Source organism: Mesorhizobium sp. IMUNJ 23033, assembly GCF_044778005.1.
GTDB classification, from domain to species: domain Bacteria; phylum Pseudomonadota; class Alphaproteobacteria; order Rhizobiales; family Rhizobiaceae; genus Mesorhizobium; species Mesorhizobium amorphae_A.
Window position 1 is genome coordinate 1 of the sequence record NZ_JBJACT010000014.1, and the last position, 19965, is coordinate 19965.

General features: G+C 60.4%; 22 protein-coding genes and 1 pseudogene. 12 read left to right on the plus strand and 11 right to left on the minus strand.

Features of this window, described 5'->3' with window-relative positions; genetic code table 11:
* From ACFX5Q_RS16625 to ACFX5Q_RS16640, 4 genes are all read left to right on the plus strand, one after another.
* Positions 1 to 230, plus strand: a 230-nt coding sequence (locus tag ACFX5Q_RS16625; protein ID WP_404279696.1) for a DUF982 domain-containing protein, incomplete at its 5' end; no start/stop codon positions are given.
* A gap of 25 nt (positions 231 to 255) precedes the next feature.
* Entirely contained in the window at positions 256 to 501 is a 246-nt protein-coding gene (locus tag ACFX5Q_RS16630) for a DUF982 domain-containing protein (RefSeq protein WP_404279698.1), read from the plus strand.
* A 428-nt stretch (positions 502 to 929) separates the two neighbouring features.
* Positions 930 to 1178, plus strand: coding sequence for a hypothetical protein (locus ACFX5Q_RS16635; protein WP_404279700.1), 249 nt, complete (start codon positions 930 to 932; stop codon positions 1176 to 1178).
* A 12-nt stretch (positions 1179 to 1190) separates the two neighbouring features.
* On the plus strand, positions 1191 to 2396 hold the full coding sequence (locus tag ACFX5Q_RS16640) for a tyrosine-type recombinase/integrase (protein ID WP_404279702.1): 1206 nt from the start codon (positions 1191 to 1193) through the stop codon (positions 2394 to 2396).
* Between the two features lie 260 nt (positions 2397 to 2656).
* Here ACFX5Q_RS16640 and ACFX5Q_RS16645 read toward each other — a convergent pair whose 3' ends face one another.
* Entirely contained in the window at positions 2657 to 3052 is a 396-nt protein-coding gene (locus tag ACFX5Q_RS16645; RefSeq protein WP_404279704.1) for a VOC family protein, read from the minus strand.
* Between the two features lie 239 nt (positions 3053 to 3291).
* Between ACFX5Q_RS16645 and ACFX5Q_RS16650 the strand changes: the two genes are divergently transcribed.
* From ACFX5Q_RS16650 to ACFX5Q_RS16660, 3 genes are all read left to right on the plus strand, one after another.
* On the plus strand, positions 3292 to 3597 hold the full coding sequence (locus ACFX5Q_RS16650) for a ribbon-helix-helix domain-containing protein (protein WP_404279706.1): 306 nt from the start codon (positions 3292 to 3294) through the stop codon (positions 3595 to 3597).
* A gap of 187 nt (positions 3598 to 3784) precedes the next feature.
* On the plus strand, positions 3785 to 4258 hold the full coding sequence (locus ACFX5Q_RS16655) for a hypothetical protein (RefSeq protein WP_192259834.1): 474 nt from the start codon (positions 3785 to 3787) through the stop codon (positions 4256 to 4258).
* 102 nt (positions 4259 to 4360) lie between these two features.
* Positions 4361 to 6448, plus strand: coding sequence for a sigma-54-dependent Fis family transcriptional regulator (locus ACFX5Q_RS16660; RefSeq protein ID WP_192259835.1), 2088 nt, complete (start codon positions 4361 to 4363; stop codon positions 6446 to 6448).
* A 105-nt stretch (positions 6449 to 6553) separates the two neighbouring features.
* On the opposite strand, the gene ACFX5Q_RS16665 is transcribed toward ACFX5Q_RS16660, so the two are convergent.
* The 10 genes from ACFX5Q_RS16665 to ACFX5Q_RS16710 form a co-directional block, all read right to left on the minus strand.
* A complete protein-coding gene (locus ACFX5Q_RS16665; RefSeq protein ID WP_192259837.1) occupies positions 6554 to 7189 on the minus strand; it encodes a DUF1097 domain-containing protein in 636 nt (211 codons plus the stop codon).
* Positions 7190 to 7879, minus strand: a complete 690-nt coding sequence (locus tag ACFX5Q_RS16670; RefSeq protein WP_404279709.1) for an MIP family channel protein — start codon at positions 7877 to 7879, stop codon at positions 7190 to 7192. It lies immediately after the preceding gene.
* 71 nt (positions 7880 to 7950) lie between these two features.
* Entirely contained in the window at positions 7951 to 8994 is a 1044-nt protein-coding gene (locus tag ACFX5Q_RS16675; RefSeq protein WP_192259839.1) for an NAD(P)-dependent alcohol dehydrogenase, read from the minus strand.
* Positions 8995 to 9032: 38 nt separating this feature from the next.
* Positions 9033 to 10664 carry a molecular chaperone GroEL gene (locus ACFX5Q_RS16680; protein ID WP_404279711.1) on the minus strand — a complete coding sequence of 544 codons (1632 nt, stop codon included), beginning with the start codon at positions 10662 to 10664 and terminating at the stop codon, positions 9033 to 9035.
* A 76-nt stretch (positions 10665 to 10740) separates the two neighbouring features.
* Positions 10741 to 11538 carry an iron-sulfur cluster assembly protein gene (locus ACFX5Q_RS16685; protein WP_404279713.1) on the minus strand — a complete coding sequence of 266 codons (798 nt, stop codon included), beginning with the start codon at positions 11536 to 11538 and terminating at the stop codon, positions 10741 to 10743.
* Positions 11539 to 11543: 5 nt separating this feature from the next.
* Positions 11544 to 12566 carry an amidohydrolase family protein gene (locus ACFX5Q_RS16690; RefSeq protein WP_404279715.1) on the minus strand — a complete coding sequence of 341 codons (1023 nt, stop codon included), beginning with the start codon at positions 12564 to 12566 and terminating at the stop codon, positions 11544 to 11546.
* Positions 12567 to 12639: 73 nt separating this feature from the next.
* A complete protein-coding gene (locus ACFX5Q_RS16695) occupies positions 12640 to 13011 on the minus strand; it encodes an MmoB/DmpM family protein (protein WP_404279717.1) in 372 nt (123 codons plus the stop codon).
* Positions 13012 to 13029: 18 nt separating this feature from the next.
* Positions 13030 to 14088 (minus strand): aromatic/alkene monooxygenase hydroxylase subunit beta, encoded by a 1059-nt coding sequence (locus ACFX5Q_RS16700; protein ID WP_404279719.1) that lies wholly within the window; start codon positions 14086 to 14088, stop codon positions 13030 to 13032.
* A 49-nt stretch (positions 14089 to 14137) separates the two neighbouring features.
* The gene (locus tag ACFX5Q_RS16705) at positions 14138 to 15199 is read right to left on the minus strand and encodes an NADH:ubiquinone reductase (Na(+)-transporting) subunit F (RefSeq protein WP_404279721.1); all 1062 of its coding nucleotides are present in this window, start codon (positions 15197 to 15199) and stop codon (positions 14138 to 14140) included.
* Positions 15200 to 15252: 53 nt separating this feature from the next.
* Positions 15253 to 16926: an aromatic/alkene/methane monooxygenase hydroxylase/oxygenase subunit alpha gene (locus ACFX5Q_RS16710; protein WP_352531471.1), complete on the minus strand. Its 1674-nt coding sequence runs from the start codon at positions 16924 to 16926 to the stop codon at positions 15253 to 15255.
* A 561-nt stretch (positions 16927 to 17487) separates the two neighbouring features.
* Here ACFX5Q_RS16710 and ACFX5Q_RS16715 point away from each other — a divergent pair.
* From ACFX5Q_RS16715 to ACFX5Q_RS16735, 5 genes and pseudogenes are all read left to right on the plus strand, one after another.
* Positions 17488 to 17964 (plus strand): hypothetical protein, encoded by a 477-nt coding sequence (locus ACFX5Q_RS16715; protein ID WP_404279723.1) that lies wholly within the window; start codon positions 17488 to 17490, stop codon positions 17962 to 17964.
* A 12-nt stretch (positions 17965 to 17976) separates the two neighbouring features.
* Complete coding sequence (locus ACFX5Q_RS16720) at positions 17977 to 18288, plus strand: hypothetical protein (protein WP_192259862.1); 312 nt, start codon at positions 17977 to 17979, stop codon at positions 18286 to 18288.
* A gap of 14 nt (positions 18289 to 18302) precedes the next feature.
* Positions 18303 to 19430 carry a WD40 repeat domain-containing protein gene (locus tag ACFX5Q_RS16725; protein WP_192259864.1) on the plus strand — a complete coding sequence of 376 codons (1128 nt, stop codon included), beginning with the start codon at positions 18303 to 18305 and terminating at the stop codon, positions 19428 to 19430.
* A gap of 14 nt (positions 19431 to 19444) precedes the next feature.
* On the plus strand, positions 19445 to 19636 hold the full coding sequence (locus ACFX5Q_RS16730) for a hypothetical protein (RefSeq protein ID WP_404279726.1): 192 nt from the start codon (positions 19445 to 19447) through the stop codon (positions 19634 to 19636).
* Positions 19637 to 19754: 118 nt separating this feature from the next.
* Positions 19755 to 19896: pseudogene (locus ACFX5Q_RS16735) on the plus strand (short-chain fatty acyl-CoA regulator family protein); the annotation flags it as partial.
* Positions 19897 to 19965: the final 69 nt, after the last annotated feature.

Here is a 19965-nt window from a genome sequence, read left to right on the forward strand (position 1 = left end):
TGCTCGAGGAATGGCCGCCATCGAAGCGGAACGCTGCTCATGGCATCGCGCTCAATGCCTGCAGGGCAGCCCTCGCCGGCAAGGTGGATGCCGAAACCGCTCGCAGCACTTTTGTTGCCTTCGCCCGTCGCATGGATTTGCTTGTACTGGCCGCAGGGGACATCGTCGCGGCTAACGCAGTCGGCGCCTTGGGCGTCGCTTCGGGAAGCCATTACAACAAGTCGATGTAATCGAACCGTGGGAGCGGAGGAAGCTATGAGGGATATTCGATTTCCTGAACCAGTGAGACTGCGCCTGAAACCCTCAAGGGAGCGCATGGTTGCCAGTTGCTCGGAAGCGCTCGAGTGCCTCCACGACCAATGGCCAGAATGGGCGAGAGGACCGAGCTATCGGGCAGCGTGCCGCACTTGCCGCGACTCCTTGGAGGGTTGGCGGGCTCCGCAACAAGCAAGAAGGGCATTCTTAAAAGCGGCCCGTCGTGCCGGTCTGGTCCAACCCTGATGGCTGGGTGCAACTAAGCAAAGGATGTCATCGCCGAGTCAGGTCTTGGTCCGCAAACGTCGCGATCTGTATGTTTCTAATGGCAACTGACTAAATGTCTGAAAAGCGCCGGGAACCGTGCAATCCGTCATTTGACAATCCTCTCAATCAAACCTGTGCATTTGAAGCAGGTTGTGGCAGCACCGAGATCGGTTCTATCATGCGCAGCATCGTAGAAAATATTGCAGGTTTTCCGAATGGGGGGAAAGGTGGTAGCGCTCTCCCGACTCGAACCCCTGAACTCACACAACCATCCTATTTGTACGCCCCGACCGCAATTTACCGCAGGGCTTGATCGGCGCCCTTCCGGCGGAGGTTGATACAATCTAGATCCTGATCTCTGAACGGAAGTCCGTGCACCAGGGCGGACACATGCCGGCGGCGAGATCATGAAAAGCGACACCCTCTCCTATCCTCCTCGCGGCCTCTCACGCGAAGAAGCCGCCCGATATGTTGGCGTGGGCATAACCAAATTCGACCAGATGGTTGCTGACCGCCGCATGCCGAAGCCGAAGAAAGTTGACGGCCGTGTGATTTGGGATCGCCTTAAACTCGAAGCGGCGTTTGCCGAACTACCTGGAGACGATGAAGAGAATATCGTCGACTTCCTGCTGCAAGGGAATCATCGCAGAGAATAGATTCATTCTACCATGACCGACAAATATCCCGGCCTCTCCTCCTACACCGATCGCCATGGAAAACTTCGCTGGCGCTATCGAACGAAAGAGCGTGTAGTGAGTCTACCCGCTCCCAATCAGCCAGGATTCAAGGACGCATACCAAGCAGCGGTCGAGGGCCGGAAAGTCCCCAAGGCTCCCGTCGTTCGTATGCCTGGAGCCTCCCTGCCCGGTACATTTGGAGCGGCCTTTCAACGGTTGAAGATCTCAGTCAAGTGGCTGGCGCTGGACGAAGCCAGCAAGCGCAAGAACACGAGGCTGATTGAAGAATTTCTAGAACTGCGAGTGGTCCCTGATCACCCACTCATCTGGCGGGAGGTAGCGGTTAAGAACCTTAGACGTATCCATATTGAAGAGCTTCTTGGCCGCTTCATCGCCACGCCCCATAAGGCCAAGCATCTGCTGGTGGGCATACGCAAGCTAGTTTATGTCGCGCTGCGGCAAGACTGGATCGAAATCGATCCCACAGCGGCGGTCGAGTGGCGGCCCGCCTATGCCGGTTGGAAAGCCTGGTCGCGCGAAGCGATGGCGCAATTCGAAAACCGTTGGCAGCTCGGCACCGCGGCACGCACTTGCTACGGTTTGGCGCTTTGGCTCGGCAACCGCCGCGGCGACGTCGCGGGCCTGCGCTGGGATCAGAGGGTCACCCGCCGTGTGTTCATCGATGGTGTCGAGCGTCACTTCGACGGGTTTGATATCGTTCAGGCCAAGAACAAGGGACGAACAGGTGGCAAACGGCTTTTCGTGCCGATCACACCGATGCTGTCTGAGATCCTTGATGCAGCCGACAGGCGCGGCGAGACCGTTCTGGTCAACGGCTATGGTGAGCCCTTCTCCGCCAAGTCACTGACTGGGATGATGGCGCATTGGTGCAAGCTTGCCGGTCTTCCGAAGGGTCTGACCCTACATGGTCTGAGGAAGTCGCTCGGTGTTTATCTGGCGGAGGCCGAGGCCTCAACCAGACAGCTCATGGACGTACTAGGGCACGACGATATCGATCATGCGGAGCTCTATTCGCGCGAGGCATCGCAGGTACGGCTGGCGGTCCAGGGGATGGATCGAGTCGTGCGTCTCGTGGCGCGCAAGCCGATGCTTGGCGAACCTATTGGCGAACCTCGTGGCGAACCACCCTCTAACGCATTGATAAATAACGACAATGGTGGTGGAGGCAGTCTGTAGCGAACCCGTCTCCGACCAAAATTCCCTGATAAACGCCGAAAAACAGGGAAACTGCGCGAAAAGCCGCGAAATTGGCAAAATTGAAGCTGTGATTGACACGTAATTTCAATTGCTTAGACATCAGATTCCCTAGCAAAACGATCAGGGAATATATCTCGACAACAGGGAAATTAGTTCTGCAATGCAGTGAATGGATTGACCGAGCAGGAATGTCGTACGTTATCAGCGTCGTCGACCGCCGCTGAGGGGCGCAACGTCCCCTATTTGTAGCGTCCGTGGCGCTGCAGCACCTCGATCTGGTAGCCGTCGGGGTCGGCCACGAAAAAGAACCGCGCCCGCAGCACGCCTTCGTGGTTGAACTCGACAATTTTTCGCGGATTGAAACCTTCTGCCACCAAGCGCCTGTGTTTTGCCTCGATATCGTCGACGCAAAGAGCCAAATGACCATAGCCGTCGCCAAGCACGTAGGGCTCTGCCCTGCCCTTGTTGATCGTCAGTTCAAGCTCGAAATCGGCTTCCGCACTGCGCAGATAGACCAGTGTGAACGTGTCGAAATCCAACCGGTCCGCAACATCGAGTCCGAATGCACTTTTGTAGAAACTGACCGATAGGTTCTCGTCTACCACCCGGATCATCGAATGAATCGCTTTCGCCAAAGGAGCCTCCAGCCTGCCGCGTGGCCTCGGATACCGCCGACGATGGCCCATTGGTTGCATAAAGGGGTGGCAGCCGGTTACCACGTCAGGAAATTGGCGTAAGGCTGGTTCACGCACTAAGGTCCGATTGTAGTCACTGCAAATTGAGCGGAAAATGCGCTTCGGGTTGGTATCATCTCGGCGAATGGGCCCAGAAGCCGCGCCTTCGCCCAAAGCGACATCAAACGGGAGGTCTTCGCATGTGTAAGGTCTTTGCCGGGCAGGATCCGGAAGGGTATCGCCTAATCAATCGCTCAGTTCGAATAGGTGGCCATTCGACGAGCATCCAGCTCGAGGCCACTTTTTGGACGCTGTTGGACGAGATCGCCCAGGGACAGGGGATGACGGCGCCGAAATTCCTCTCGACGCTTTACGACGAAGCGCTGGAGATCAACGGCCATATCCCGAACTTTGCCTCCATGCTGCGCACCACGTGCGCGCTCTACCTGCGCGACAGGCAACCACTCGACAGCGAACCCTCGGAATTGAGGAACAAGGCAGCCTGACCCGCGGACATTGCTCACGTTCGAATACCGGAAATCCGGTGTAGCAGCCGCCTGCTACCACCGACCCACATTTTGGTGCTATGTGTGTGATATGAATGGCGAACTCCACCGGGGCGGTGTAGAGTTCACCTCAAAAGAAGATAAAGAGCCGTATCGACGGCAACGCTGAGCGAATCTGGGAGGATTCATGGTCGAAATCATCTCCAAGCGGGATGGCCCGCGGCGCGAGGACATGCAGGTCAAAAGACTGATCGAGCAGAACCGCTCGACCATCGTTCGCCTTGCCGACCAGATCAGCGGCGGCGGCTATTCGGCTTCAAGGAAGCCACGCCAGCAACCAAAGGCGGAAGGCCTGATCATCCATGTTGGCGGCGGCGCCGCGCCTGTGGCCGAGGCCAAACCGTCTATCCATGTCACCATGAACGGCCGCGTGATCTCAAAGGATCAGAACACAGGCCGCCAACTTCATCACATCGGCGATATCCGCAACCGGAGCGGGGACCAGATCTTCGTGCTGGCGACAAAGCAGAACGGCTTCTTCTCGCCGGTCGACGAAACCGTCGGCGAGGCGCTAGCCGATCTGGACGGATCCCGCCTCACCGCCACCTATACCGAAGACCAGCTTGCCGCCGATATCGGCGCAAAACTCGGCATCGGCTGACCGGGCAGACGCCTGGGCGTGCTCCTCACGTCCAACCCGCGGCAGCATACGAACGCGACAGCATACAGAAATGGCATGCCTCAAAGGTTCTGTGATGACTGAATGAAACGCGAGATAGGCCCCCATCAGATGAAGATCGATGCTCTTCCGGCGCGTGCGTCGGCGACCGCCGGGCAAATGGTTCTGGGGAACATCGATTATGACGAGCGCGCCACCATGCGCGCCTGGGAAAGTTTTCTGGCCGACGAGCCCAAATGTGCCCGCGATCCTGTCCATCCAAGCCACGTCCGCTCCCTCATTCACGATTCCTGGTATCGCAGCGCCACCGGCGGCATCAACGCTCAAGGGATTGAAGCGCCTCTAAGCAGCGATCGCGACGAGATCGAATATTTGACCCGCGCCAATGCAGAACTGCTTTCGGCGGCGCGCCGGTCGTTCGCCTCCCTTGGCCAGTTGCTGGACGGGACAGGCGCAATGCTGGTTCTAGCCGACAGCGACGGTGTGCTGATCGATGCCATCGGCGACAAGAAGACGCTGCATGACGGCATGGATATCCACCTCGCCATCGGCGGCAAATGGAACGAGGGCGCCGTCGGCACCAACGGCATCGGCACGGCGCTGTGGACCGGTCAGCCGACCTTCGTCCATGCGGCCGAGCATTTCTGCGCCGGCATCAAATCCTGGACCTGCGCCGGCGCGCCGATCCGCGATCCGCTGGACGGCAAGATCATCGGTGTGGTCGACCTATCAGGCTATTCGCCGATCTTCCGGCCGCACAACACCGCGCTCGTCGCCGCCACAGCCCGGCAGATCGAAAAGGCATTGGCCGAACAGCAGCAGGAACAGCGCACCCGCCTGCTCGAAGCCTTCATCTCGTCGGCTCCCAGCTACCGCCGAAAAGACGGGCTGGTGATTGTCGACCATCGCGGCCGCGCCATCTTCTGCAACAACGTGCCTGACGGCGAGACCACCGAGATGATGGACGGCCCGATGGAGCCAGGCCGTGGCCGCTGGCTGATGAACCTTCCGTCGTCCGGCTCCGACGCCGACCTTGCCAAGGCGCTGCCGGCGCATCTGCGATCCTGCCACATCACACCGCTCAAGCTCGACGGCGACCTCCGCGGCGCGGCGCTGGTATTCCCCCCCGTGCCGGCAGTCTCCAGCTTCGCAGTGGTCCACCGGGAAGTGAACAAGCATCTTCAGGATGCTGTCGCCTTGATCGTCGGCGAAAGCGAAGCGCTGCAGGCCGCCATTGACGTCGCCTGCCGCGTCGCTCGGTCGAGCAGCGTCACATCGCTGTTGGTCGAAGGTGAGACAGGCGTCGGGAAAGAGTTGTTTGCACGGCTTGTCCATGCCGGCAGCCGACGCACGGCGAACGACCCGTTCATTGCGATGAATTGCGGGGCGATCACCAGGGACCTGTTTGGCAGCGAATTGTTCGGCCATGTCGCCGGCGCCTTTACCGGCGCCTCGCGTGAGGGCAAACCGGGCGTTTTCGAGCTCGCCAATGGCGGCGTCCTCAGTCTCGACGAGATCGGCGAATTGCCACTCGAGATCCAGCCATTTCTGCTGCGTGTCCTGGAAGAGCGCGTGGTCAACCGCCTTGGCGACAGCCGGGGTCGCCCGGTGGATGTGCGCCTGGTCGCCTCGACCAATCGCGATCTCAAGCAGGAAGTTGCCGCAGGCCGCTTCCGCCGCGATCTCTATTATCGAATTGGCGCGGTCTCGATCACCGTCCCGCCGCTGCGCGAGCGCGGCGACGATGTGCTGCTGCTGATCGAACATTTCAACCGGCAGATCGCGACCTCGGCAGGCGAAGACCCGCTGGAATTCTCGCACCAAGCGCTAGACGCGTTGCTCGCCTATCATTGGCCGGGCAATGTGCGCGAACTGAAGAACCTCGTTGGGCGGTTGCACATCCTGGCGCGCGGCGGCACCGTTGAGCTTCAGGATCTCCCCGGGGAAATCAGTGCGGGCAATCGCAACAATATGACCATGCACGGCGATCATCCTGCAGCCATGCTCGAAGCACCGGTGTGCACATTCGAGGATGCGGAATGTCAGGCGATCAAGAACGCGCTTGCCGCAGAGAGTGGCAATCTGAGCAAGGTCGCCCTGAGGCTCGGTATTTCGCGGCCGACGCTCTATCGCAAGCTCGGCCAATACGGGATTCGACGCGGTTTCCTCTAGGCCCAGGCCCGTTCACCGGCACAACAAAAAACCCGCGGCATTCGCGCCGCGGGGTTGGGAAATTCGTCAATCGAGATTGCCTTCAGGCAGCGGTCGCGGGGATGATCAGGCCTTTACGACAGCACCGGTCACTTTCTCCGAGACGTAGCCGAGGATGTTGCCGATGATCAGCGAGATAACCACAGCGGTCGCGACCTTGGCGATGCCGCTGATGCCTTCGCCATAGGCGGCGGCGCCAAGCAGAAAAAGCGCGGCGGTCGTTGCATAGCCATAGACCGCCGACGGAATGGCGCTCAGCAATGGCAGCTTGGCGGCGAGAATCAGGACGACGATTGAAATGCCGACGCAAATGCCGGCCATGATCGCCGTAACACCAGTGGACGTCAGTGCTATCAATGCGCCGGCGGCGCAGATCGCTCCCCAGAGGTTTGCAACCGCCGAATTCTTGAAACCGGCTTCCTTGCCGCCACAGTGATAGAAACTTCCCCAACCGACAAACACCGCCCAGATCAGCAAATAGGGGTTTCCGATGGTGATCGCCGCCCACGTTGCAATGCCGCCCATAATGCCGATGACGACGGCCAACCCTGTGACAAGATCCATATTGTCCTCCCGTTTTTCCAAAGCTCGAAGCAAAGAAACTCGTTTCAGGATCGCGCTTCGCTGACGTCCCGACACGGAAAACGCCATGGCATCAGCCACAGGGTTCAGGAAGAAAAGCTTGCCGGGTCCGGCAAGCAATCAGGCCGGCTGAGCCGCCGGTTCACCCGCGCCGATCACCCCAGCGCGCAATGCCAGTCCGGCTGCGGCCGCGCCAAGGCACGGCGCCACGATATAGAGCCAGAGCTGCGACAGGGCAGCTCCGCCGGCAAAGAGCGCCGGGCCGAGCGAGCGGGCCGGATTGACAGACGATCCGGAGACGGCAATGCGGGCGAGATGGATCATGACCAGCGTCAGCCCGATCGCCAGGCCGGCCAGGGGGCCGGCGCCGCCTTCGGCGGTGGCGCGAAGGATGACGAGCAGAAACAGGAAAGTGGCGACCGCCTCGAACAGGAACGCCGAGGTCACCGAGTAGGTCGACCAGCCATTCTGGGCAAAGCCGTTCGCCGCCACGTCGTAGCCACCACCCTTGCCTTGCACGATCACATAAAGCACCGCCGATGCGATGATCGCTCCAACGCATTGCGCAATGACGTAGCCGATAAGATCGTTCGATTTCATGCGGCCGGAGATGAAGAAACCGAGGCTGACAGCCGGATTGAGATGGGCGCCCGAAATCGGCCCGATCGAATAGGCCATCGCCACCACCGACAGGCCAAAGGCCAAGGCGACGCCCAGCAGACCGACCTCGGAGCGCATGAACAGAACCGTCGCGCAACCGAAGAAGACCAGCGCGAAGGTTCCGATGAATTCACAGATGTATTTGTTCATATCTTTTCTCCCTCTGGATGATGATGGGTACCGGACATCGCACCCGTCCGCGCGAGGTCCGGTCCAAAGTTTCAAGGCACGATGACGCCGCGGCCGGTGAACCGCCGGTTCTTGAAATCGTCGAGGGCGGTGTTGATGCTGGCGAGGTTGTATTCGGTGTAGTGCATCTTCACCTTGCCGTCGGCGTTGAGCTCCATCAGTTCGACGAGCTCGGTGAAATTGCCGACCAGGCTGCCGCCGATGTTGATCTCCTCGATGACAAGGTGCGCGGTCGGTACGTTGATGTGGCCGCCATAGCCGACGACGAACAGTTGGCCGCCCTTGCGCACCATCTTCCAGCAGATGTTCTCGACGCCGAGTTCGCCGACGAAGTCGATGACCACATGGGCGCCGCCGCCGGTGATCTGGCTGACCTCCTCGACGATGTTCGGCCCGCCATCAAGAACGTAGTCGGCGCCAAGATCCCTGGCCAACACCTGTGCTGCCGGCTCGCGATCAACGGCGATGATGCGGCAGCCCGAGATCGCGTGCAGCGATTGCAGCGCGATATGGCCGAGCCCGCCTATGCCGAGCAGCACACAGTAACTCCCCGGCCTCAAGAGCTTGGCCGCCCGCTTGGCGGCGCGGTAGGCGGTGATGCCGGCATCGGCCAGCGGCGCCACTTCGATCGGCGTGATGTTGGCGTTCAGCTTGATCAGCGAGCGTTCGCTGGTGATGAAATACTCGGCGAAACCGCCATTCATGCCAAGGCCAGGAAACTGGCCGTTGTCGCAGTACATGTCCTCGCCGTGTCGACAGTTGAGACAGATGCCGCACGAGCGGAAGGGATGGCAGATCACCGCGTCGCCGCGCTTGACCGATCTGACGCCGCTGCCGACCTCCTCGACCCAGCCGGCATTCTCGTGGCCCATAATGTAAGGCAACAGCGTGCCTTCTGGATCCATCGTCGGCTTCCACACGCCTTCGATGATGTGCAGGTCGGTGCGGCAGAGGCCGGCGGCGCCAACCCGCACGATCACCTCGTCGGGGGCGGTGATCGTTGGCGCCTTGACCTCCTCGATCTTGAGCTGGACGTTCATCTTCGGGTCGTATTCGTAAAGTCTGGCAGCTTTCATCGTCGTATCCTTTCGACGTCGAGATTGTTCGGATTGCTTCAGGCGCGGCCGAGCTTTTCTGAGCCGCCGCCGCGAGCCGGTCCGGCCGTCGGGTCCTCGTCCTCGGCGAGATGGCCGATCAACGTTTCCGTGGTCAGGATCAGCGTCGCCACCGAAGCTGCGTTGGCGAGTGCTGTGTAGGTGACGCGGACCGGATCGATGATCCCTGCCTCGAACATGTTTTGGTAGCTGCCGGCGGACGCGTTGTAACCGTAGCCGCCATTGATGCGCGTGACTTCCGCCACCACCGCTTCGGGATCGGCGCCGGCATTGGCGGCGATGCGCCAGAGCGGTCGCGACAGCACCGACCGCACCAGGCGCACGCCTTCAGCGACATCGCCGTCGACGCCGGCCGCCACCTTGTCGAGCAGCGGCGCGATCTGGGCAAGCGCCGAGCCACCGCCGGCGACCACGCCCTCCTCCGATGCTGCGCGCACCGCATTGAGCGAATCCTCGATGAGCTGAATGGTTCGCTTCTGCTCGACCGGCGTAACACCGCCGGCGTAAAGGATCGCGGTGCCGCCAGAGAGCTTGGCCAGGCGTTCGCGCAGCTTGTCCTGATCGATGTTCGGCGGCGAGGCTTCATACTGCCGCTGCACCTGGGCGCGGCGCGAGGCGATTGCCGCATGGTCGCCGCCGCCACGAATGATCGAGGTATAGGACGCACTGGTCTTCACCCGGTCAGCCGTTCCGAGATCGTCGCCAGTGATGTCCTCCAGCCGGCCGCCAAGGTCGCGGGCGATCACCTTGCCGCCGGTGATGATGGCCAGATCCTCCATCATCGCCTTGCGCCAATGGCCATATTCCGGAGGATGCACGACGAGGTATTTTCCCGGTCCCTGCTTGCCGAGCAGCGTCACCACCACTTCCGGCGACATCTCCTCGGACACGATCAGCAACGGTCGGCCGGCCTCGTCAGCGATGCGGCGAACCGCATCGAGTTGCCCGGGCTCCTTGATCTTGAGGTCGGTCATCAGGATGTAGGGCCGTTCGAGAACCGCCTCCATCTTCTCCTGATCGGTCACCATGTGATGAGACAGGTAGCCGCGTTCGAAGGACATGCCCTCGACGACATCGAGCGTGGTCTCGGTGGTGACGCTGAAGTCAGTGGTGATGACGCCTTCGGCCCCCACCCGTTGATGAGCTTCCGCCACCAGTGCGCCAAGCTTGGCATTGGTGGCCGCGATGTTAGCGACCGAAGCCAGGATGCCGTTGCCCTTGGCGGGCTTGGCCGATGCCTTGAGCGCCGCTACCACCGCCGCCACGGCAAGGTCGATGCCCTTGCAGAGGTCGACGGATTTCGCGCCGCGTTCATTCGCCTCCACACCGCCCTGGATGAGCGCGTTAGCGAGCACGATGGCAGTCGTGGTGCCGTCGCCGGCGACCTCGTTGGTCTGCATCGACACTTCGCGGACGACCTGCGCGCCCATGTTTTCGAAACGGTCGTGCAGTTCGATTTCGGAGGCGATGCTGACGCCGTCGCGGGTCACCATCGGCGTGCCGATGGGCCGGTCGATCATGGCGTTCATGCCTTTGGGGCCGAGCGTCGGCTCGACGGCAGCGGCTAGCCGGAAGACGCCACGGGCGAGAGCACGGCGGGCCTCGGAATTGTGAAGCATTATTTTAGGCATGATTCCTCCTTCCGCCTTACGGGCGGGTTGTTGGTTAGGGGCCTCGTGCAAGGGAGGCCGTTGTTTCAGCTCTGCTTCAGGCGGTCGGCGCGGCTCGTGCCGGCACGCGGTCCATGATGAAATCGACCAACATCGGTTCGCCTTCGACTACATCAAGCTCCTTGTATCTGGTCTGCTTGAGCCCACGGCAAAGCGCGCCGTTGAACTCCATATTGACGCGCACACCGCGCAGTTCAGCGAGATGGGCACCGAGTGCTTCGGCCGGTATGCCTTGCCCTTCCCACGTCATGAAGACGGGATCATCCGCCCGGCGGTCGGGAAAGCGTTCAAGCAAGGCCGCCCTGTACCTCGGCTTTTGTTTGGCCGCTTCGCCCGCCTCGAACCGCGCCACGTCATATGCCGGCAGGTCCATGCCGAGGATTTCCCGATCCGTCAGACCGTGCTGCCGAAGGCCACGCAAGACCGCCTCCTGGCGCCGCTTGAATGCCTTCATCCTGAAGGTTTCGCGCAAAGCGCCAAGATCCTGATCCTCGGCAAGATCGGCGAAAATATCGCCGAACGTCTTGCCGGCTTCCATGCCGCGATTGACCTCTTCCGCGAACATGTGGTCGTGCAGCTTGACGCGATAGGCCGGCGACCAGGAGAGCTGGTCGAGCGCCTTGCGGACGCCGTCCAGCATCAGGAACGCGAAGTTGGGCGAGCACCAGTAGGTCGGCAGGCGGAAATCGACCTCCACGCTGCCATCGCCCTTCACCGCGGCCCGCTCGACAAAGCCCATCTCGGTGACGGGTTCGTCGAGTTCCGGGTCGTTGACCTCACCAAGGCGCCGCCAGAGTTCGTTCTCGCGGTTGCCGGAAACGCTGGCGGTTGCCATGGCTCCTACTCCGCTGCGATGCTGAAGGGCGAAGTGGCGAGCGCCTTCTTCTTGGCTTCGATATCGATGTTGTAGAGACGCGCGGCGTTGAGGCCCAGGATCTTCTCCTTGATCTCGTTGGTCAGTTGCACACCACGTTCTGCGGCGATGTCCTCTGGAATCTGGTAGGCCCAGAATTTCTCGACCAGCCAGCGCGGCGTCCAGATCGCGTAGTCGGAACCGAACAGGATCTTCTCCGGCCCGATCCAGAACAGCAGTTCGGCGATGACCTCGCCGAAATAGCGCGGGCGAGAATGGATGAAGGGCAGCGCCACCGCCAGCCCGCCATAGACGTTGGTTTCCTGCGTCGCGATCCAGCAGAAATCGTCGAGGCGCGGCAGGCCGCAATGCTCGACAATCCAGTTGAGGTTCTGGAAATCCGTCGCCGCATGATCGACGTCATGCACGTCGAAGGCGTCCTTGCTGAGCGGTATGATGGTTGGACCCTTGTGGACGTGGATGTTCTTGATGCCCAGCTTGTCGCAGAGTTCGAAGCATTTGTAGGCATCGGGGTCCGTGAGCTTCCAGCCCTTGGAGGCGCCATTCCATTCGGCCGTGTACATCTTCACGCCCTTGACGTCATAGGTCTCCTTGAGGAAGTGGATGTACTCAAGTGCCTTCTCGCCGTCGCGCGGATCGAAGGCGCCATTGACGATGAAACGCTCCGGATAGCGCTTGGCCACTTCGGCGTTGCGCTCGATCGTGTTGAAGCCCTTCTTGTAGAAATCCTTGAGATAGGTCGACTGGACGATCGCCACATCATCGGGACCGTCGATGAACAGGTCACGATAGAGATCGTCGGCGCTGTATTTCTCGAACTTGCTCTTCTCCCACAGCTGGTCCTTGGGGCTCAGCCCCGTATGATAGGCGTAGAAGCAATCGATGAACTGCTTGCCGTGAATATTCTTCTGGTTCTCCGGGCTGCCGTCCCAGAAATGGGTGTGGCCGTCGACCACGAAAATATCCTTGCCTTCCGGTGTTCTAAACATTCTTCCCTCCGCAAAGTGGGTGTTGATCGGTTAGGCGCGCCGCAACCAGGCGGCGCGCCTGAATTTTTGGCGTCTATTCGATGTATTCGAAAATCTCGTCCATGTTGCCGAACAGGATCACGGTGTTGTCGTCGATGCGCACCATCCGCCCGTAGTGGGTCGAGCTGTTGACCTCGAAGGTTTCCGCTGTCATCTCGCGGCCGAGATACTCGCTGATCTCGTCCATCTTGAAGATCAGCTTGCCGCTGCCATCGATGCGGATCATCGCCGGTTGGTAGGTGACGATTACGTTCGGCTTCAGGCCCATGAATTCAGCGATGGCCCTGGCTTCCACGGAGTCGTTCATGGTGACGCCGCACTGATGCGAAATCGTCTGTTCGAAGGTGATGTCCTTCATCGCCCTGAAGATGTTGGATTGCGATGCGTCGCGTGCTGCTGTTGACATGACGGTTTCTCCTTGGTGTCAGCGCTTGAGGCCAAGTTCGCCGAGTATCTGCCCAATCCGTTCCTCGGATTTGGCGCGGACATCGGCGAAAGCGACCGGCTTGGAATGCGGCATCGACCAGATCGGCTGCAGGCCGGTGGCTGCCTTGTCGGCGAGCGCGCCGTGCTTCTTGACCCAGCCCTGGAAGAGCTTCTTGTTCGCCGCGCCATGCTTCTCGTCATTGGCGAGGATGTGCATGAGGTCGATCGTGTTGGCGAGGTTGCGCTCGTAGTCGGCTTCCGCCGCCGAGATCACCGCAGGCGTGATGAAGTCGTGGTTGGCGGCTGCGATCTGCATCAGGAAGCCTGAGCGGAACACTTCGCCGACCAGCGGTTCGAAGACGATGTTGATGGCAAAATACTGTTCGAGATAATCGGTCGCGCCCATGATGGTCTCGACCGCTTCGCGGGTACCTTGCCAGTTCTGGTCCTCAAGCCATGACTTCTTGCCAAGTTCGTCGTCCCAGCCGGGCAAGTCCATGCCGATTTCGGCGAGGTAGAGCGTGATGTCCTGGGCAAGCCGCAGCTTGTAGGACGAGTTGGTCAGCGTCGCGTTGTTGATCATCTGGGTGTAGCCGTAACGCTGCGCCTGCATCAGCGAGGTGCCGAGGCCGAATTCGGCGTGTTTCCAGGCGCCGAGCTGCGTCTGCAGGATCTTGACCCAAGCCTTGTCGAAGGTCTTCGGCGCCCCCGACTTGCGGGCATTGTTGATGACGCTCTGGACCATCGTCTCGATTTTCGACTGGCGCTGGTAGTGCGTGCGTTCCCACTCCTGATCGGGGGCGCGGTAGGCATGCCAGTTGGAGCTCTGCGCGGCGGTGTTCTGCTTGACATAAGCGCCCTTGCCGTCAGCGAAGGAGATGATCCAGTCCTGGATCAGGTAGCGCTCAGGGTCAGGCTGCACGTCGACCGTCATGTCTTCGTAGTGCGTGGCGCGCTGGCCCTTCGGGTCGAAATACCGGTACTTCCGGCTGTCGGAGTCGGCAAAGATCGCCGCGCCGGCGGCTCCGGATCCGACTGAACTCGAAATAGCTGGCATAGTCTTCACTCCCTTGTTGCAATTGTGGTTGCAGTCGCGTGGCCGCCCCTCAGTGGGTCGGCGTAGCCCCTGCCGATGTGGTGAACTTGTCGAAGAAGATCCGCTCCGTTTCGAACCCGTTCATGAACAGAACCGGCTGAAGCGCATCGATCATCGGCGGCGGCCCACAGGCATGGACATCGCCCTGCCCGTCGACCGCCAGTTGCTTGAGCTTGGCGTCGACACTCTGGTGTACGAAACCGCGTTCGCCCTCCCATTCGGCGTCATCAGTCGCGTGCGACAGCACGGGAATGAAAGTGACATCCGAATGCTGGCCGATCAGCGCGGCGATCCTGTCGAGATAGAACAGGTCGTTGCGCGTCCTGGCACCGTAGAAGAAATAGACCGGACGTTTCTCGCCGCTCTTCAGATGGTCGTTGAGGATCGACCAGATCGGCGACAAGCCCGAGCCGGCTCCGACCAGGACTAGGGGGCCTTGCCGTTCTTCCCGACGGAAACAGGTTCCGTAGGGGCCGACGACGGTGACTTCGGCTCCAACCTTGATTCCTCCGGAATCGAGTTCTCCGGAGAACTTTCCCTCAGGGTATTTTTTGATGATGAAGCAGAGTTTTTGGGTTTGGTCCGGCGTATTTGCCATGGAGAACGAGCGCGTAATCGTCTCCCCTTTTTCCGTGGTAACCGTGATGTCGACATATTGCCCCGCCCAGAACTTTATCGGCGAGCCGAGTTCGATCTCGATGCCGCGAATGTCGTGGGTCAGGTGCTCGATAAGAGCAATCCGGCCCTTGAACGTCTTCACGGCGATCGCTTTCGCCAAAATCTCCTCGTCGTAGTTGAGAAGCTCGACTTCCAGATCGGAGTAGGCGATGCAGCGGCACAAAAGGACGTGACCGCTCTCCTTCTCCATGTCGTTCAGCGCGAAGGTCGAGTATTTGAGCATGTCGACTTCGCCATCGAGCAACACGCTCTTGCAGGCCGAACATTGCCCTTCCTTGCAGCCGTGCGGCAGTGCGATGCCCTGGCGGAAAGCGGCATTGAGTACCGTTTCGCCATGCTCGACGTCGAATTCGACGCCGACCGGGCTAAGCCTGACCGTGTGGGTTTCCGACATACGGACCTCCAGTAAAAGGAAGGGGGCGGGACGAACCCGCCCCCTTGGCCTGATCAGTTGCAGGGATTGATGGTGAAGCCCTTGGCGTAGTCCGCCAGGTGCTGCGCGCGTGCTTCCGGCGTCATGCCGCGGAGCGCGTTCAACGGCGATCCCAGCTTGTTGCCGCGCACGTCGTCCAACGTCCACATCTCCTTGTCGTCGAAGCGCATATGCGGCTGTGGAACGAGTGTCTTGCCATCGGAGCGGACGAAGTTCAGGTCCTTGATGGCATCGGCCAGATCCCAGCCGTCATAGAGCGTCTCCCACTCGCGCTTGCCGCTGAAGCGGCCCATCGCGGGTGTCGGACGGCCCTCATATTCGTCGGCGAAGGCCACGGTCGCGGTCCACTTGTCGAGCTCATGGGCGAAGGTGTGCAACTGGCCATCGATCTCGCCGACCACCATGTCTTCGCGGATCAGGCAGGGAACGAGGCAAGACCAGCAGCGGTGCGGATAGACGTAACCGACGTCGCTGTTGAACAGGAGCACCTTCTCGCCCTTGTGGCTGAGCTTGGCGTACCATTTCCAGAAGTCGCCGAATTCGGCGTACCAGCCCGGATACTTGTGCTCGAACCACTCGAAGTCCTTGTCGGTCTGGGCTTCGATGCGCCAGAAATTGACCGGCCAGCCGACCGCGAAGAATTGTCCGACCTTGTGGACATAATTCTTCTTGGTGATGCGTTCCCAAGCCGCCTGGACGTCGTCGTGATGGACCTTGATGCCGTATTTCTCGAGCGGCAGCATGTAGGTGCGGTAGTAGTCCTCATAGATCCAGCGGTGCCACATTTCCGCGTAAGACTCCTTGTTCTTGTCGCGGTTGGTGGTGCCGTATTCGATGAAGGTGCCGATGGCCGCATCGACGATCGCGTGGTTCTGCCAGAAGGCGTAGCGCAGGTCGCGCTCGAGCAGCAGGTGGTTCTCCGGCTCCTTGAGCGCCGCCATCAGCAGCGAGTGGCCATTGCCGATATGCCGGCTCTCGTCGGACTGCACCGACAGGAAGACGGTGGGCAGCGCATAGTCGCCATTGCGGGCGGCTTCCGAAGGCATGGCGACAAACAGCGTGTTGGTGAAGGCGGTCTCGGCGACCACGGTCAGGTACATGCAGGCGGCGGTCATGGTGTCGCCGGTGATGAAGCCTTCCGCGAACTGCCGGCCGATGGTCGTGGCGTAGCATTTTCCGAAGGCTTCTTCCGTGATGTCGAAGCCCGCCGGGTCGATGTAGTTCTCCATGTACCATTTCTTCAGGTTCATCTGGATCGTCGAGTGGCGGAACTCGTCGATCATCTGCATCGTGAAGCCGGTTCTGAGTTCCTCGCCGGGTGCGATACGGGCGACCATTGCCATCGAGCGGGCAGCGGAGATTTCCGGGAATGGAATGATCGCCAGGAAGAGTTTCATCCACTCGACCCAGCGCGGTTCCACATTGCGGAACATGTCGCCGCGCAGCGCCGCGTCCAGCGCACCGTAGACCCGGTTGTCCTTCTCTTCCTGCATCGGGAAGTAGGACCGCAGAACCTGTTTCATCGGGTCGCGCGGTGTCTTGTTGATCTTGTAGTCTGTCGGAAACGTCATCGCTTCCTGGACGTAGGAAGGATTCCAGCCGAGATCGGCAATCTTCTTGGTTGCCTCGCCCACGGAGATTCCGCGTTGCGAGGTAATCTTGTTGAGCGTCAGAGACGTCATGGTCATAAGCCTCCACCAGGTTTGAACCACGGATCCCTTGATCCGAGGCGTGAGACGGCAAACAGCGCCGCCAGTGAGAATGCGAACGGCACGACAAAGGGATGCGCATTCAGGCGCGAGCCATAGTCCGGCCATTCAAGTGGATCGCGGCAAAGGTGTTGGAGGCGTCTGGCAGGGTCCGAGGCGCCAACCGCATTTGCGGTGGGCGCATCGAAGCGGATGTGACCTGCTTCCTCCGTTCCTTCGTTCTTTTGGCACCGCGTCAAAGCGCGATGGGCTTCTTCTGGAAATGTACAAAGCAAGCGCCGTGCCAATCTGAAAATGGCGCTCACGGCGGGGCTCAAAACAAAATCGCTGCTCTTTCGGTGCGTGAGAAGATATCCGACTGTAACGTTATTTTACAATTGTAAAGTACGCCTGTAATATTTGGTATCTATTCGCAACTGCAATATATTTAGTTAGCAAATGCAGCAAATGCGAAAACAAACATCACCCTATTCAATTCTTTCTTTTTATCTACTATTTGAAGGCGACGGCTCTTGGACGGGCCTAGCGCTGGAGAGAGCCATGCCGAACGATACGGACAGAAGGGGGACGCCCGAGCCAATGTCCAGCCAGGCCGACGGCGTGACCGGCGATCTTGTCAGGCTGATGCCCCGCGATCTGGTCTTTGTCATGCGCTTCATGGGCGAAAGCCAATATCGCCTGCAGAGCCATTTCCAGGACTTCATCCGGGCCGAGCTTGCTGCCGGCGGCGTCACCGCGGAAACGCATCCGATGATCCATCTGTTCATCGAGAACCATGCGATCCTATTGCGGGACTTCGTGTTTTCCGGCGTTTCGCTGTCGCGCCAGTTTCGCGTCGACGAGATCGAGCGCCTCACCGGCGATACGACCTCGATAATCCGGGTCGACATCTGGGATCAGCTCAAGAGCCACATCGAAACGGCTGAAAGGCAGTTCCAATCGCAGGCCGGCGCGTTGCCAAAATTGCTGTCGGCCTTCGAAAAACCGCCCGGACCGATGGCGGGGAGCGAAAAATGACAGGAGGATCCGATGGGTCAAACTTCCAAGCATGACACGCTGCTCGCACGCCGGCTTGATCTTGTCGCCAACGTCTCCGCGCTCACTGCCGAGGCGCTGCGGCTCAATCAGAAACGCGCCGGCATCGAGATGGATGTGCTGCGCCTGGAACTCGAAATCGGCAGGAACGGCCCCAGCCCGCAACTGGTGCGGGACTTGCATGAAGCGCAGGAGAGAGCCGCGGCAATCATGCACGAATGCGCGGCGTGCGAGGACAGCATCGTTGCCGCGGAAGGCGACGTCGAGGACGTCGACCGCAGCCTCGCGGCAACGGATGGAAACTGACGAAGGGAACCGCCATGAACCAGCACGCGATACAAAACCTGACCTTGTTCGACCTGCTGGCGCGAAGCTGGCGTCGCCCGTCGGCGATCGCCGATCTGCGCTTCAGCGCCGATGGCTCGTCGGTCGCCTTCACCTGCGTAGATGGAACAGTCGCCATAGCCGCGGTCGCGGACCAGGAGCCGCCGGAATCGCGGATCAGGGTGAGCGGCGATCTCGGCCAGACGACGATCCGGCCAAGGGAGAAATTGCCGGCGCCATTGATAGCCACCGCTGCGATGGGAGATGGCAACGTTCCGCTCGCCAGCTACCTTGCCTCCGGTTTTCTTATCGGAACGGAAGCCGGCGAAGCGGTGCATCTGACCGCGGACGGCAATGTGATGGAGACGCTGGTCAAGGTCGACGGACCGGTCGTCGCCGTCGACCACAGCCCCCGGACGGCCATGACAGCCGTCAGCAACGGGCAGGATGTCTTCCTGTCACGCGGCCAAGGCGATGCAGTGAGACTGCGACACGGTGCGACACCGTCCACTAATGGGCTTGCCTTTTCGCCAGGCGGAAGGCGCCTCGCCTATGGCCTAGACGACGGACTGTCGATCTGGATGGTCGAAGGCGACGCCACCCTGATACGCGATATCGCCTTTTCAGCGCGTCCGATATCGATCCGCTGGAGTGGCGACGGCACCTGGCTGGCCTGCGGGCTCGAAACCGGAGGCTTTGCTCTGGTCAGCATGACCGATGGCCGAGCTGAGATCGTCGCGGGATTTCCATCGCCGGTCCGGACAGTGTGCTGGAGCCTGCCGGAGAACGCGCTTTTTGCATCGGGCGCCTTCCGGATCGCCGGCTGGTCGATGACCGCGCCACCACTTGACGGCGAAACCTCTGGCGCGCTGGAGACCGGTCGCGCCGGGCTGGTTCCGGTCGAGACAGTGGCTGCGCACCCGGAGAAAAAACTGATTGCCGCCGGCTATGCCAACGGTCGGATCACCATCGCCCAGATCGGCGCCCGGGACGAACTCCTCGTCAGCCCCCTGGGCAGCGCGGTGACCGCGCTTGCATGGTCCGGCGACGGACTGCACCTTGCGGTGGGCGCCGTCGACGGCACCGCCGCGATCGTCACCTTTCCCTCGCAGATGTTCAAATAGCAAAGATAGCCCGCATGCAACAGGAGCACAAAATGCAAACCGAACCCTCCCCCGAGGACGAAAGCAAGGACGAATTTTTCGATCGGCTCGCCAAACTGTCGGAAGAAATGGTGGCCAAGCACGGCAAGGATTTCAGTATGGGCGCGTTGGTGCTTGCCGCCCGCTGGATTGCCGAAAACCGCGTCGGCCAATTGACGACCAACTAGGCTCACGACCGACCAATTGCGCTCACAAGCCATGCTCAGAAGGAGCTTCAGGCGGCGCCATGGCTTGCGGTCGTCTTGATCGCGAGACGCTCGCTGACTCCCAACTCGCCATGGTCGCGATCGCGCCGGAAACATCACCAAGCGTCATAGCGCTGCGAAACTGCAATTCGCTCGCTTCGGGGCAGCATGCCCGCTCTGGAATGTACATCCAGGCATTTGAAACGCCGGGCCGACGCTGCCATCAATCAGGAATCTGCCCGTATCGTTCCGTGTAGTTCCGCAACAGCCGAAGAGTCGAACTTAGCGACCCTATTTCTCCCTCGCGCAAA